Source organism: Magnetospirillum moscoviense, assembly GCF_001650635.1.
GTDB lineage: Bacteria > Pseudomonadota > Alphaproteobacteria > Rhodospirillales > Magnetospirillaceae > Magnetospirillum > Magnetospirillum moscoviense.
On the sequence record NZ_LWQU01000065.1, the window covers coordinates 35,664 to 49,472 of the forward strand.

At 64.4% G+C, this 13,809-nt stretch carries 13 protein-coding genes; 7 read left to right on the plus strand and 6 right to left on the minus strand.

Annotation, left to right across the window (positions count from 1 at the left end; translation table 11 throughout):
- Nucleotides 1-42: 42 nt before the first annotated feature.
- Nucleotides 43-1,629 carry a lysine--tRNA ligase gene (locus tag A6A05_RS03385; protein WP_068497462.1) on the plus strand — a complete coding sequence of 529 codons (1,587 nt, stop codon included), beginning with the start codon at nt 43-45 and terminating at the stop codon, nt 1,627-1,629.
- A 116-nt stretch (nt 1,630-1,745) separates the two neighbouring features.
- On the opposite strand, the gene A6A05_RS03390 is transcribed toward A6A05_RS03385, so the two are convergent.
- From A6A05_RS03390 to A6A05_RS03405, 4 genes are all read right to left on the minus strand, one after another.
- Nucleotides 1,746-2,240 carry a DinB family protein gene (locus A6A05_RS03390; protein WP_068497465.1) on the minus strand — a complete coding sequence of 165 codons (495 nt, stop codon included), beginning with the start codon at nt 2,238-2,240 and terminating at the stop codon, nt 1,746-1,748.
- 1 nt (nt 2,241) lies between these two features.
- A complete protein-coding gene (locus A6A05_RS03395; protein WP_068497472.1) occupies nt 2,242-2,835 on the minus strand; it encodes a hypothetical protein in 594 nt (197 codons plus the stop codon).
- 444 nt (nt 2,836-3,279) lie between these two features.
- Entirely contained in the window at nt 3,280-5,715 is a 2,436-nt protein-coding gene (locus A6A05_RS03400; protein ID WP_068497473.1) for a Lon protease family protein, read from the minus strand.
- 10 nt (nt 5,716-5,725) lie between these two features.
- The gene (locus A6A05_RS03405) at nt 5,726-6,139 is read right to left on the minus strand and encodes a metallopeptidase family protein (RefSeq protein WP_068497475.1); all 414 of its coding nucleotides are present in this window, start codon (nt 6,137-6,139) and stop codon (nt 5,726-5,728) included.
- A gap of 94 nt (nt 6,140-6,233) precedes the next feature.
- Between A6A05_RS03405 and A6A05_RS03410 the strand changes: the two genes are divergently transcribed.
- The 6 genes from A6A05_RS03410 (at nt 6,234) to A6A05_RS03430 (ending at nt 11,785) form a co-directional block, all read left to right on the plus strand.
- Entirely contained in the window at nt 6,234-6,527 is a 294-nt protein-coding gene (locus tag A6A05_RS03410; RefSeq protein ID WP_068497477.1) for a 4a-hydroxytetrahydrobiopterin dehydratase, read from the plus strand.
- 73 nt (nt 6,528-6,600) lie between these two features.
- Nucleotides 6,601-7,722, plus strand: a complete 1,122-nt coding sequence (locus A6A05_RS03415; protein WP_068497479.1) for a tetratricopeptide repeat protein — start codon at nt 6,601-6,603, stop codon at nt 7,720-7,722.
- 29 nt (nt 7,723-7,751) lie between these two features.
- The gene (locus tag A6A05_RS03420) at nt 7,752-9,704 is read left to right on the plus strand and encodes an acetoacetate--CoA ligase (protein WP_068497480.1); all 1,953 of its coding nucleotides are present in this window, start codon (nt 7,752-7,754) and stop codon (nt 9,702-9,704) included.
- A 49-nt stretch (nt 9,705-9,753) separates the two neighbouring features.
- Nucleotides 9,754-10,776 carry a DUF2339 domain-containing protein gene (locus A6A05_RS03425; protein ID WP_068497482.1) on the plus strand — a complete coding sequence of 341 codons (1,023 nt, stop codon included), beginning with the start codon at nt 9,754-9,756 and terminating at the stop codon, nt 10,774-10,776.
- 257 nt (nt 10,777-11,033) lie between these two features.
- Nucleotides 11,034-11,201 (plus strand): hypothetical protein, encoded by a 168-nt coding sequence (locus A6A05_RS20630; protein ID WP_156520875.1) that lies wholly within the window; start codon nt 11,034-11,036, stop codon nt 11,199-11,201.
- The gene (locus A6A05_RS03430; RefSeq protein ID WP_068497484.1) at nt 11,198-11,785 is read left to right on the plus strand and encodes a hypothetical protein; all 588 of its coding nucleotides are present in this window, start codon (nt 11,198-11,200) and stop codon (nt 11,783-11,785) included. The genes A6A05_RS20630 and A6A05_RS03430 overlap by 4 nt, the downstream gene beginning before the upstream one ends.
- A gap of 184 nt (nt 11,786-11,969) precedes the next feature.
- On the opposite strand, the gene A6A05_RS03435 is transcribed toward A6A05_RS03430, so the two are convergent.
- Nucleotides 11,970-12,386, minus strand: a complete 417-nt coding sequence (locus A6A05_RS03435; RefSeq protein ID WP_245644177.1) for a COG4315 family predicted lipoprotein — start codon at nt 12,384-12,386, stop codon at nt 11,970-11,972.
- 154 nt (nt 12,387-12,540) lie between these two features.
- Nucleotides 12,541-13,755, minus strand: coding sequence for an argininosuccinate synthase (locus A6A05_RS03440; protein WP_068497487.1), 1,215 nt, complete (start codon nt 13,753-13,755; stop codon nt 12,541-12,543).
- Nucleotides 13,756-13,809: the final 54 nt, after the last annotated feature.

Here is a 13,809-nt window from a genome sequence, read left to right on the forward strand (position 1 = left end):
CAAGCTTAGGTTCTCGGGTTCTTCTTACCAGGATGCATGCCCATGTCCGACTTGTCCCAGCTCGCCCGCTCGTCCACCGCCTGGCCGTTCCAGGAGGCCCGCGCCCTGCTGGACGATCGCCTGAAAGGCACCGTGCCGGACAAGGGCTATGTGCTGTTCGAGACCGGCTACGGCCCGTCGGGCCTGCCCCATATCGGCACCTTCGGCGAAGTGGTGCGCACCACCATGGTCCGAAACGCCTTGAAGGTCATCGCCCCCGACCTGCCCACCCGCCTGTTCGCCTTTTCCGACGACATGGACGGCCTGCGCAAGGTCCCCGACAACATCCCCAACCAGGACATGATCCGTCCGCACCTGGGCAAGCCGCTGACCGCCATCCCCGACCCGTTCGGCACCCATGAAAGCTTCGGGCATCACAACAATGCCCGGCTGCGCAGCTTCCTCGATACCTTCGGCTTCGAATACGAATTCCAGTCGGCCACCGACTGGTACCGTTCGGGCCGCTTCGACGACGCCCTGCTGCGGGTGCTGGCCCATTACGACGAGGTGATCAACGTCGTGCTGCCGACGCTGGGCGAGGAACGGCGCAAGACCTATTCCCCCTTCCTGCCGGTCTGCCCGGAAACCGGCATCGTGCTGCAGGTCCCGGTGATCGAGCGAAACCTGGCCGCCGGCACCATCGTCTACCAAAGGGAAGACGGCAAGAAGGTCGAAACCCCGGTCACCGGCGGCGCCTGCAAGATGCAGTGGAAGGCCGATTGGGCCATGCGCTGGACCGCGCTGGGCGTCGATTACGAGATGAGCGGCAAGGACCTGATCCCGTCGCTGGAACTGTCGTCGAAGATCTGCCGCATCCTGGGCGGCCGGCCGCCGATGAACCTGACCTACGAACTGTTCCTGGACGACCAGGGCCAGAAGATTTCCAAGTCCAAGGGCAACGGCCTGGCGGTCGAGGATTGGCTGAAATACGCCCCCCACGAAAGCCTGGCCCTGTTCATGTACCAGAAGCCCAAGGCGGCCAAGCGGCTTTATTTCGACGTCATCCCGCGCTCGGTCGATGACTGGCTGACCTATATCGGCAAGTTCGAAACCGACGAGACGCAAAAGCGCCTGGACAGCCCGGCCTGGCACATCCACAATGGCCACCCCCCGCACGAGGACACCCACCTCACCTTCTCGATCCTGCTGAACCTGGCTTCGGTGTGCAATTCCGAGGACAAGGCGGTGCTGTGGGGCTTCATCCAGCGCTATGCCCCGGGCGCCAGCCCGACGACCGCCCCCATCCTCGACCGTCTGGTCGACGGCGCCGTCGCCTATTACCGCGACTTCGTCAAGCCGACCAAGACCTATCGCCTGGCCAATGCGGACGAGGCCGCCGCCTTCGCCGACCTGGAAGCGGCCCTGAAGGCCTTGGCCGCCGACGCCAGCGCCGAGGACATCCAGAACGCCGTCTATTCGGTGGGCAAGCGCGACGCCTTCCCCGAACTGAAGGCGTGGTTCAAGTCGTGCTACGAGGTGCTGCTGGGTCAGGACCAGGGGCCGCGCATGGGCAGCTTCATCAAGCTTTACGGGATTGACAACACCGTCGCCCTGCTGAGCAAGGCCGCCCGCGGCGAAGCCTTGGGGTGATCAGTTGCCCGTGGAAAAGTCCCTCGGCTTCGCCTCGGTGTACTTTTCCCCGATTTTGTTTGGAAACCCCGTGCTCAAGCAAGCTTTCCGCGCGGGACTTTTGCGCGGACGACCGATCAGGCCTCGCGCAGGTGATAGATCAGGTCCAGCGGCGGCGGCTCGATGCCGGCGTGCGACAGCAGGCCGTGCACCTGGCCGCGATGGTGGGTCTGGTGGTTGAAGAAGTGAAACAAGGACCAATTCAGCGGGGTCTCGGCCGCCACACCGGCGATGGTGCGATAGGCCAGCGGTCGCGCCAGATCGCCGCTCAGTCCGTCGCACCAGGCGACGATGTGCCGGTCGAACTCGTCACGGGCCTCTTTCAGGCCGGAGAAATCCGGGTGCAGGATCTGGCCCAGCGACACGATGCCCTGGGCGGGTTGGCCCTCGAAGCGGCCCATCCATACGCGATCGGCCAGCAAGATGTGGTTCAGCGTCGCCAGGATCGACCCGAAATAGCTGGGCCGCTCGCGCGCCAACTCGTCCTGGCCAAGCTGCCCGCAGGCGGCATAAAGCCGGCCGTTGGCCCACTGGTTATAGCGGGCCAAGCGCTGAAGAGTGCCATGGTCCATCTTAGAATTTGAGCCCCAGGCCGGCACCCAGCGAGAAGCCCGACTGGGCGCGCTCGGCCTCGACCTCGCCGCGATTGGCGGCGGCGAATCCGCCGAAGGAAAAGCCCGGCGTGATGTCGTGGGTCAAGGACAAGGACAAGGACAGGTCGCTGCCCGGGCGGTAACCATCAAAGGCGGTCACCCCCATCTGCGCCGGATTCGGGCTGAACGAGCCGGCACTGCCCCATTCATAGCCCATCCGCACCAAGGCGGTGCCGTCGATGCCCATGAAGGCGCCGGAATAGGCGGCCGACAGATCGGCCGAATGGCCGACCGGGTCGCTTTTAAGCGACGAGGACAGCCGGATATCGTTGAACATGTACGAGGTATAGCCGCCGATGGCCATGCGCTCGGGCCCCGACACCGCGCCGGCGCTGAACGCGCCCTTGCCGAAGATTTCCGCCTGGCTTTCGCCCATGCCGGCGCCACGGGCGAAATCGGCCTTCAAGAGATCGATGCCGCCACCGACCAGGCGCGGGCGCGACGAAGCCCCGTCCTCGGCGAAGGCCGGGGCGGCGGCAAGGGCACACACACAAAGGACGGTCAGCAAACGCATGGGAACCAACGGCAGGTGAACTTCATCACCCTAGATATAGTCCCGCGACTGCGAAAGGGAAGCCCCGATCCGACTCGACCGATTCATTCGAATCACACTGTTGCATCGCCGCAACAGGGTTGGCAGGTTGCGGAAGAACTCCTGATCCGAGGCAGTTTCCCAATTCGTCATGGCCGGGCTCGACCCGGCCATCTACGCGGCTCCGCCTATCCAGTTGTTTCCAATGACTTTTGCGACCCGACGCGTGGACCCTCGGGTCAAGCCCGAGGGTGACGCCATGGGGAAACGGAAAATCAAGTCCCGCCAACCGACGAGGTCCTGAAACCGGCCGGGTCCCTGTCGCTCTGCTCAATCCGGGATGATTGAACCGGACAGCCGTGGATCAAGTCCGGGCATGACAGTCATCTCGCAAAAAACCTTGGTATGAGTTTTTCCTCGAGCCTGTTAGGGCCGAGATTTGGGTTTCTGCCCGGAAGGTTCGGACCGCCCCTGCAGGCGCTCGGCGGCACGCAGGAAGGCCTTCAGCCGGGCCTGGACCCGGGCGTTGACGCTGCCCGGCGGATAGCGCCCCGCCGCATTGGCGGTGCCGGCCGGCTTGCCGGTCAACAAGGCGATGCCCTGGTCGATGGTCTCGATGGGATAGATCGCGAAACGACCTTGGCGGCAGGCCTCGACCACATCGGCGCGCAACATCAGGTGGGCGACGTTGGTCGCGGGAATCAGCACGCCCTGCCGGCCGGTCAGGCCGCGCGCCGCGCACAGGTCGAAGAAGCCCTCGATCTTCTCGTTGACGCCGCCGATGGCCTGGACGCGGCCGAACTGGTCGACCGAGCCGGTCACCGCCAGACCTTGGTCGATGGGCAGTTCGGCCAGGGCCGACAGCAGGGCGTAAAGCTCGGTCGACGACGCCGAATCGCCCTCGATGCCGCCATAGGATTGTTCGAACACCAGGCTGGCGGCCAGCGTCAGCGGGCCGTCGGCGCCGAAGCGCGAGGCCAGGAACGACGACAGGATCATCACCCCCTTGCCATGCAGCGGCCCGCCCAGATCGACCTCGCGCTCGATGTCGATCACCTCGCCCTTGCCGAACCGCACCCGGGCGGTGATACGGCTGGGCCGGCCGAAGGCGAAACGCCCCAATTGCAGCACCGCCAGACCGTTGATCTGGCCGATTTCGAACCCTTCCGTCGCGACATGAACGGTTCCACGGCGGATTTCGTCTTGCACATGCTCGCGCACCCGGTCCTGGCGATAGGTGGCTGCGTCGATGGCCTGTTGGACGTGGGCAGCGGTGATAAGCTCGGCACCGGCCTGGCCGGCCCAATGGTCGGCCTCGCGCACCAAATCGGCCAGGCTGGCCATGTGGGTGGACAGCTTGGCCGAATCCTCGATCTCGCGGCTGGCCTGTTCGACCAGACGGGCGATGGCGGTGCGATCCAGCTGCTTCAGGTTTTCCTTGCGGGTCAGCGTCGCCACCGAGCGGGCAAGGCCCACGATGTTGGCGGGCGAGCGGTCCATGCGCCAGTCGAAATCGGCGGCGACCTTGAACAGTTCGGTGAATTCGGGATCGTAGTGCGACAGCAGGTAATAAAGCGATGGGTCGCCGATCAGCACCACCTTGACGTCGATGGCGATCGGGCCGGGCTCCAGGCTGACGGTGGACAGCAGCCCCAGGCTCTGGCCGGGGCTTTCCAGCCGCAACTCGCGGGTTTTCAGGGCGCGCTTCAGATCCTCCCAGGCGAAGGGGTTCAGCAGCACCTTGCGGGCGTCCATCACCAGATAGCCGCCATTGGCCTTGTGCAGCGCGCCCGGCTTGATCAGGTTGAAATCGGTGATCAGGGCGCCGTACTGGGCGACATGCTCGACCCGGCCCAACAGGTTGGGCTGGGTCGGGTGGTCCTCGAACACCACCGGGGCACCGATGGTCGCCCCGTGATCGACCAAAACGTTGACGCGATAGCGGCGGATCGAGCTTTCGCCGGCCGGGCTGGGCTTGGCCGGCTTCGAGCGGCCACCCTCGCCGTCGCCCAGGAAATCGGCGACATTCTCGGCGACGTCGGCGGCCACGGCATCCAGATAGGCCAGAACTTCCGACAGGTCGGCGTATTTCTCCTTGACCTCGTCCATCAGGTGGCTGATGGCGAAATTGGTCACCTCTTGGTCCAGTTCGCGGATCTTGGCGCGGGTCTCGCGCTCCCACACCGGCACCTTCTTGATGGTGGCTTCCAGCTTTTCCTGCAGCCGCTCCATCTCGGCCTTGAAATGCTCCTGGTCCTCTTCGGACAGTTTCTGGAACTCGTCGGGCGACAGCACCTCGCCGTCCCGCATCGGCGCCAGCGCCAGACCGACCGGCGTGCGGATCAGGGCGACGCTTTTTTCCGCCGCCTCGGCCCCGACATTCTGGAAGTTCTCGTCCTGATGCTCTTTCAGCGAGGCCTCGATGGCCTGGCGCCGGGCGCGATATTCCTCGGCCTCGAAGGCGGCCGGCAGGGCCTGACCCAGCTCGGTCATCAGCTCGGCCATGTCCTTCTTCAGGCCGGGGCCGCGCCCGGGCGGCAGGCGCAACGGATTGGGACGGTGGGCGTTCTGGAAATCGTTGACATAGACCCAGTCGTCGGGCGCCGGCTGGTCGGCCGCCGCCTGCAGCAGGTACTGCATCACCAGCGAGCGCCGCCCGGTGCCTTCCGGCCCCAGGGCGAACAGGTTGAAGCCGCGATGGGCCATGCCGATGGCGAAGCGGATCGACTGGACGGCACGGTCCTGGCCGATCGGCTCGTCGGTGTCTTCCAGGTCGGCTGTGCTGGCGAAATTCAGCTGGTCGGGATCGCAAACGGTATAGAGCCGTTCGGGCTCGAGCGCGGTCACGGTGCTTTCTGCCACGGTTCCCCCCTTATGACTCGTCCTCGATGCGCTCCATGTCATCGTCGCTCAGGCCGAAATGATGGCCGATCTCGTGGATCAGCACATGCTTGACCAGGCCCGACAAATCCTCGCCGGTCTCGCACCAATAGTCCAGCAGCGGCCGACGATAGAGGAAGATCATATCGACGTCCGACCTAGGCTGCGTCTCGTTGAAGCTTTGGTCGGCCATCGACACGCCACGATAAAGGCCCAGAAGATCGAACGGCGATTCCAGTTCCATCTCCTGCTCGACCTCCTCGTCGGGAAAGTCCTCGACGCGAATGATAATGTCGGCGGCATAGGCCCGCAGCTCGGCCGGAATTTCGGCAAAGGCGGCCTGGGCGATGGTTTCGAGATCGCCGAGCGACGGCGGAACGGAATGGGGAGGGATGAGTCGGGACATGGTCACTACCTTACCCTGCCTTGATGTGGGCGTGAAGGGCGCCCATTAAGACTCTCATGGGTGCGAACTTCGCCTTTACCAGGGAGACCCTGCCATGTCCGCCAAACTTTCCGGTTCCGAACGTGCCCAGGCTCTGACCGGCCTGCCCGGCTGGAGCGAGGTGGCCGGCCGCGACGCCATCGCCAAAAGCTTCAAGTTCAAGGATTTCCCCACCGCCTTCGCCTTCATGACCCATGTCGCCCTGGTGGCCGAGAAGATGGACCACCATCCCGAATGGAGCAATGTGTGGAACCGCGTCGACATCACCCTGTCGACCCATGATTCCGGCGGCGTCAGCGCCAAGGATGTCGCCCTGGCGCAAGCGATCGAGCGGGCGGCGAAGGGCTGAGAGTTTACAGCCCGGTCCCCCTGTGGAATCATGCGGCCATAAACTCGCCCCGTCACACGGAAAGCCCCGCCCAATGAGGATCGCCGCCGCCACCGCCCTGCTCGCCCTTCTGGTCGCGGGTCCGGCCCTGGCGCAAAGCAAGCCGACCAAGCCGGCTGCCAAGAAAGCCCCGCCCGCTATGACCCTGCCGCTGCAGGCCGCCGCCCAAGGCGACCCGTCGGCGCAGTTCGAGATGGGCATGGCCTATCTGTCGGGCAAGGCCGTCAAGAAAAGCCCGGCCGAGGCTGCCGCCTGGCTGACCGCCGCCGCCGGCAACGGCCATGTCGGCGCCGCGCTGACCCTGGCCAAGGCGCACGAGACCGGCGACGGCCTGCCCAAGGACCCGATCCAGGCGGCGCAATGGTGGTACCGCGCCGGCGACCTGGGTGACGAGGCGGCGCGCGCCCATTTCATCGACCTCTACATGGCCGGCAAGAGCGACGGCATTGGCGGCCCTGCTGCCGCCCGTTGGCTGGAAAGTGCCGCGGCCACCCTGGGCACCGCCGAACTGGTGCTGGCGGTCGGCACGCTTTACGAAACCGGCGAAGGCGTGCTGGTCGATCGCGCCAAGGCCCGGCGCTGGTACACCGACGCCGCCATCGCCGGCAATGTCGAGGCCAAGTTCCGACTGGGCCGCATGCTGCTGGCCGAGCCGGCGCAATGGCGGTTGCTGTTCAAGGACCCGACCCGCGAGAAGGACAATACCGAACGCGACCGCCTGTACTCGACCAAGGCCCAGGCGCTGCAGGCGGCCGGCGGCGACTTCCAGCCCGACATGATGCGGCCGGGGATGATCGAGGCCGAGACCTGGCTGATCGAGGCCGCCCGCCATGGCCACGCCGAGGCGCGTTATGTGTTGGGCATGGCCCACCTGACCGGCCTGAACCTGCCCCTGGACCTGAACCGCGCCGTCGAATGGCTGTCGGGCGCGGCCTGGGCCGGCCATGCCGAGGCGATGATGGTGCTGGCCGACCTGTCGGCCAAGGGCCACGGCCTGCCCAATCCCGACCCGGTGCGGGCCTGGGTCAGCTATGACATCGCCGCCGCCCAGGGCCTGAAGGCCGCCGAGGAGGCCCGCGACCGCCTGGCCAAGGGCATGAGCCAGCGCCAACTGGGCCGCGCCCGCCAGGTGGCGCAGGACCTCAAGAACAACTGACCCGTACCCATCCAGGGGGGAAGACCGACATGACCATGCCGCTGTGGCAGCCCACGCCCGATCAGGTGGCCAGCGCCAACCTGACCCGCTTCATGACCGAGGTGAACGCCCGCTGGGGCGCCGCCGTCTCGGACTATGACGGGTTGTGGCGGTGGTCGAACGCCTCGCCCGACCGCTTCTGGACTTCGATGTGGGAATTCGGCGCCATCATCGGCGACGGTCCCGGCACGGTGGCGGTCGATGACATCAAGAAGATGCCGGGCGCCCAATGGTTCCCGCAAAGCCGGCTGAATTACGCCGAGAACCTGCTTTGTGGCCTGGACGGGCGCGACGCGCTGGTGTTCTGGGGCGAGGACAAGGTCACGCGCCGCTTAAGCCGCAAGGAGCTGGGCCAGCTGGTGTCTTCCCTGCAGCAGGCCCTGAAGGCGGCTGGGGTTGGCGTGGGCGACCGCGTCGCCGGCTATATGCCCAATATGCCGGAAACCGTGGCCTTCATGCTGGCTGCCAGTTCGCTGGGGGCCATCTGGTCGTCGGCCTCGCCCGATTTCGGCATCCAGGGCGTGCTGGACCGCTTCGGCCAGATCGAGCCCAAGGTGCTGGTCTCGGCCGACGGCTATTTCTATTCCGGCAAGGCCCATCCCTCGACCGACAAGCTGCCCGCCATCAAGGCCGGCATGCCCAGCGTCCAGACGGTGGTGGTGGTCCCCTACACCCAGGACCGGGCCGACATCTCGGCCATTCCCGGCGCGGTCCATCTGGCCGATTTCATCGCCCCCTTCCCGGCCAAGGAGCTGGAATTCGTCCGCCTGCCCTTCGCCCATCCGCTTTACATCATGTTCTCGTCGGGCACGACCGGCGTGCCCAAATGCATCGTCCATTCGGCCGGCGGCACCCTGATCCAGCATCTGAAGGAGCACCTGCTCCATTCCAACTGCAAGCCGAACGACCGGGTGTTCTATTTCACCACCTGCGGCTGGATGATGTGGAATTGGCTGGTGTCGGCCCTGGCCTGCCAGGCGACGCTTTTGCTGTATGACGGCAACCCGTCGGCCAAGGACGGCGCCATCTTGTTCGATTTCGCCGATGCCGAAGCGATGACCTTCTTCGGCACCTCGGCCAAGTGGATCGACGCCATCTCGAAGATGGGCCTGGAGCCCGCCAAGACCCATAAGCTGACATCGGTCCGCGTCGTCGCCTCGACCGGCTCGGTGCTGGCGCCGGAAGGCTTCGACTACATTTACGACAAGGTGAAGAAGGACGTGCAGCTGGCCTCGATCTCGGGCGGCACCGACATCATCTCGTGCTTCATGCTGGGCAACCCCACCGCCGCCGTCTGGCGCGGCGAGATCCAGGCGCGCGGTCTGGGCATGAAGGTCGAGGTGTTCGACGATCACGGCCAGCCGGTCGAGGGCACCAAGGGCGAACTGGTCTGCACGAGCGCCTTCCCGTCGATGCCGGTGGGTTTCTGGAACGATGCCGATGGCGCCAAGTACCATGCCGCCTATTTCGACAAGTACCCGAACATCTGGTGCCATGGCGACTGGGTCGAATTGACGCCCCATGGCGGCATCGTCGTCTATGGCCGGTCCGACGCCACCTTGAATCCCGGCGGCGTGCGCATCGGCACCGCCGAAATCTATCGCCAGGTCGAACAGATCGACGAGGTGCTGGAAAGCCTGGTGATCGGGCAGGATTGGCAGGCCGACGTCCGCGTCGTGCTGTTCGTGCGCCTGCGGCCGGGCATCAAGCTGGATCCCGCCTTGTCCGACCGCATCAAGAAGAAGATCCGGGACAACACCACGCCCCGCCACGTGCCGGCCAAGATCGTCCAGGTGGAAGACATCCCGCGCACCAAGTCCGGCAAGATCGTCGAACTGGCGGTGCGCGACGTGGTGCACGGCCGCCCGGTCAAGAACAAGGAAGCCCTGGCCAATCCGGAAGCGCTGGATCTGTATGCCGGGCGGGAAGAACTGAGCGAATAGACGAGCGGACGCGAAAGCCGTCCGCAGCCATCACCAAAGGACGGTTTTCTTGTACGACGACGAAGATTTGAATGCGGCGGTGAGTGCCGGCGTGATGCCGGCCGAGATCGCCGCCGCCTTTCGCCGCTTCATGGCCGAGCGGCATCAGACCGCCACCCCCGACGACGAACGCTTTCGCCTCGTTTCTGGCTTCAACGACGTTTTCGTCACCATCGCCATCGGCCTGGTGCTGATTTCGGTCAGTCAGTTGAGCGGGTCCGAGGATTCGATGGTTGCCGGCCTGCTGATCGCCGGCCTCAGCTGGGTCCTGGCCGAGTATTTCTCGAAGCGCCGCCGGATGGCGCTGCCCAGCCTGGTGCTGCTGCTGACCTTCTGCCTGGGCTTGTCGATGGCCAGCCTGACGGTGGTCGATCCCTTCGCCGCCCACAACCCACCGGCCGCGACCGCCAAGGCGGTGGCCATCGCGCTGGCCGTCGCCGGCGGGACCTACCTGCATTGGCGACGGTTCAAGATTCCCGCCGCCATCGCTGGCATCGCGCTGTTCGTGCTGGCCGCGGTCTATTCGCTGGTGACGTTGGTGCTTGGAGCCGCCGTGCTCGAGCATTGGACCTGGGTGATGTTGGCCGGCGGCATCGCCATCTTCGCCCTGGCGATGCATTGGGACGCCAGTGACCGGACCCGCCAGACGCGGCGTTCGGACGTCGCCTTCTGGCTGCACATGGCCGCCGCCCCGATGATCGCCCATCCGCTGTTCAGCCTGTTGGGCCTGCTGAACGCCAATCCGTCCAAGGCATGGGAAGCCGGTGCCGCCGTCACCCTTTACGTCGCCATGACCCTGGTGGCCATCGCCATCGATCGCCGCGCCATGCTGGTGTCGGCGCTGGCCTATGTCCTGGGTGCGCTGATCGCGCTGTTGCAGGCCGGCAGCAGCGGCGGGGAAGCGTTCGCCATCATCGGACTGGTGGTCGGCGCCGCCCTGTTGCTGCTGTCGTCGCTGTGGCAGCGGGCCAGGCGCAAGGTCCTGGCCCTCTTGCCGCCATCGTGGCAGGCCAAGCTGCCGCCGGCCGAGTGAATATCAGTAGCCCGATTTCATCGGCGACGGCGCGATTGTCGGCACAATTATTCAGACTGGGCAGCCTTGCACTTGCGCCCACCATCATCTAGAATTGGGGCATGGTTTTGGTCTTGACCTTGCAGGACTTTAACCTGTATGAGCCTGCTCATACAGGTTAAAGTCCTGCAGCGAGACATTCGTCAACACCACCTCGATGGGTTGACACGTCCCTGGGGCCGCGTGGCATCCTCGCCATACCTTAATCGGAGGTCTTGATGACCAAAGCGCAGCAGGTTCGTATTAAAGACGCGCTCGCAAACTACACCCAGAAGGCCACCGCGTCGGCTCAGACGGCGCGGGCAACGCTGGTTCGCGAAGGGATTTACCTCGAGAACGGTAGGCTCGCTCCATGCTATGCGGAGGAGCAGAAGACGGCTCCATGAGTCGCCTGCACACCTCGTTTGTTCTAGGATTTCATGGCTGTGACAGCGCGACCGGCGAGAGTGTTCTCGCCGGTCGCGCTGCGTTGAATGCCAGTGATGAGCAGTACGACTGGCTTGGCCCTGGTGTTTATTTCTGGGAAGCTGACCCCAAGAGAGCGTGGGAGTGGGCAGACTGGAAGGTCTCGAAGGGCCGATACGATACGTCTTTCGTTGTCGGCGCTGTTATCGACCTTGGAACGTGCCTCGACCTGTTGTCCCGACGCAGTCTAGAGACACTGGTTGATGCCTACGAGTCCTTGAAGGCCACTCATGATGCAGACCCCACCCTCGGGCCACTGCCATCAAATAAGAAGGCGAGTTCCCACGATGAGGATCACCTCCTTCGCTATCTCGATTGCGCAGTGATCCGGCGCCTGCACGCTGCGATGGATGACGCCGGCGAACCGTTTGAGACTGTGCGCGGGTTATTCACTGAGGGGCGCGAGCTTTTTCCCGGCAGCGGCTTTCGCCAAAAAACCCATGTTCAGATTGCCGTTCGTTCACAAGATAACATCAAGGGATATTTTCGCGTTAATCGCCCATAATGAGCGGACAGGATGGCCCCACCTGAAAATTCGAACCATGAGATATGTCGTTTTCCTCTCTGAGAGCTGCGGATTAAGCGCAATTACGACGATACCTCAAGGTGGATGTACTAAACATGCGTACATGGCAAGGTTGTGCAGCTGGATATCGTGGCAGGCCAAGCTGCCGCCGGCCGAGTGAATATCAGTAGCCCGATTTCATCGGCGAGGCCGGCTCGGGCAGCAACACCGGCACCGCCATCGGCTTGGCGACGTGCCAGATATCGCGGAAGCCGTCGCCGGTAGCGTCGCCCGGCTTGGCATCCTTGGCCCAACGATAAAGCGGTTTGCCGCCATAAGCCCACTGCATCGAGCCGTCGGCGCGGGTGATGATGGAATAAGGCGCCTTGGCCTTGTCGGCCTTGTCGGCCGTGGCCGGCGGCCAATTGACCGCGCAGGAATCGGCGCAATTGGATTTCCCGGGTTCGTCCTTGTCGAACACATAAAGGGTCATGCCGGCGGCATCGGTCAGGACCGTGCCCATGGGGGTGCTCCGCTCGGCGACCTGGCCAGCCTGGGCTGCTGCCGCGGCCAGAATCGACATCCCGGTCAAGATCATCATTCGGCCAATCATTGAAACCTCCACCTCGGATCCGGGTCGATACGCCCGTCGATAGGGGGAAGGTGGGCAGCCATGACGCCTTTCACGAGAGAGACAAAAGCAATAGGGGCCGGCGGATCACCCGCCGGCCCCTACACATCTCAAATCCAGAAAATCAGCCGCGCGCCATCTTGGCCAGACGCATGCGAAGCGCGTTCAGCTTGATGAAACCCTGGGCGTCGCGCTGGTCATAGACCGAATCTTCCTCGAAGGTGACGTAATCGAGGCGATACAGGCTTTTTTCCGACTTGCGGCCGACCACGGTGACGTTGCCCTTGTACAGCTTCAGCCGCACCACGCCCGAGACGTTCAGGCTGATATGGTCGATCATCTGCTGCAGGGCGATGCGTTCCGGGCTGAACCAGAAGCCGTTATAGATCAGCTCGGCATAGCGCGGCATGATCTCGTCCTTCAGGTGCGATTCGCCGCGATCCAGCGTCAGGCTTTCCATGGCGCGGTGGGCGACGATCAGGATCGAGCCGCCGGGGGTCTCATAGACGCCGCGGCTCTTCATGCCGACGAAGCGGTTTTCCACCAGATCCAGCCGGCCGATGCCGTTGGCGCCGCCCAGCTCGTTCAGCTTGGTCAGCAACTGGGCGGGCGTCATGCGCACACCGTCGATGGCCACCGCATCGCCCTTCTCGAACTCGACCTCGACATAGGTCGGCTTGTCGGGGGCCTTTTCCGGGCTGACCGAGCGGGTGTACATGTCCTCGAACGGCTCGACCCACGGATCTTCCAGCGCCTTGCCCTCGTACGAGATGTGCAGAAGGTTGGCGTCGGTGGAATAGGGCGCCTCGCCGCGCTTGTCCTTGGCGATGGGAATCTGGTGCTTCTCGGCGAAGTCCAGCAGCTTGGTGCGGCTGCTCAGGTCCCAGATGCGCCACGGCGCGATCACCTTGATGTCCGGCTTCAGGGCGTAATAGCCCATCTCGAAGCGGACCTGATCGTTGCCCTTGCCGGTGGCGCCGTGGCTGACCGCGTCGGCGCCGACCAGGTTGGCGATTTCGATCTGGCGCTTCGAGATCAGCGGCCGGGCGATCGAGGTGCCCAGCAGGTAGACCCCTTCGTACAGGGCGTTGGCGCGAAACATCGGGAAGACGAAGTCCCGCACGAATTCCTCGCGCAGGTCGTCGATGAAGATGTTCTCGTCCTTGATGCCCATCAGCTGGGCCTTCTTGCGCGCGGGCTCGAGCTCCTCGCCCTGGCCCAGATCGGCGGTGAAGGTCACCACCTCGCATTGATACTGGTCCTGCAGCCAGCGCAGGATGATGGAGGTATCGAGACCGCCGGAATAGGCCAGAACGACCTTCTTGACTTCGCCCTTCATGGGTAACGCCCCTGAAACTGGGATAATGGAAGGGCCGAAGTATAGGACTTGCCG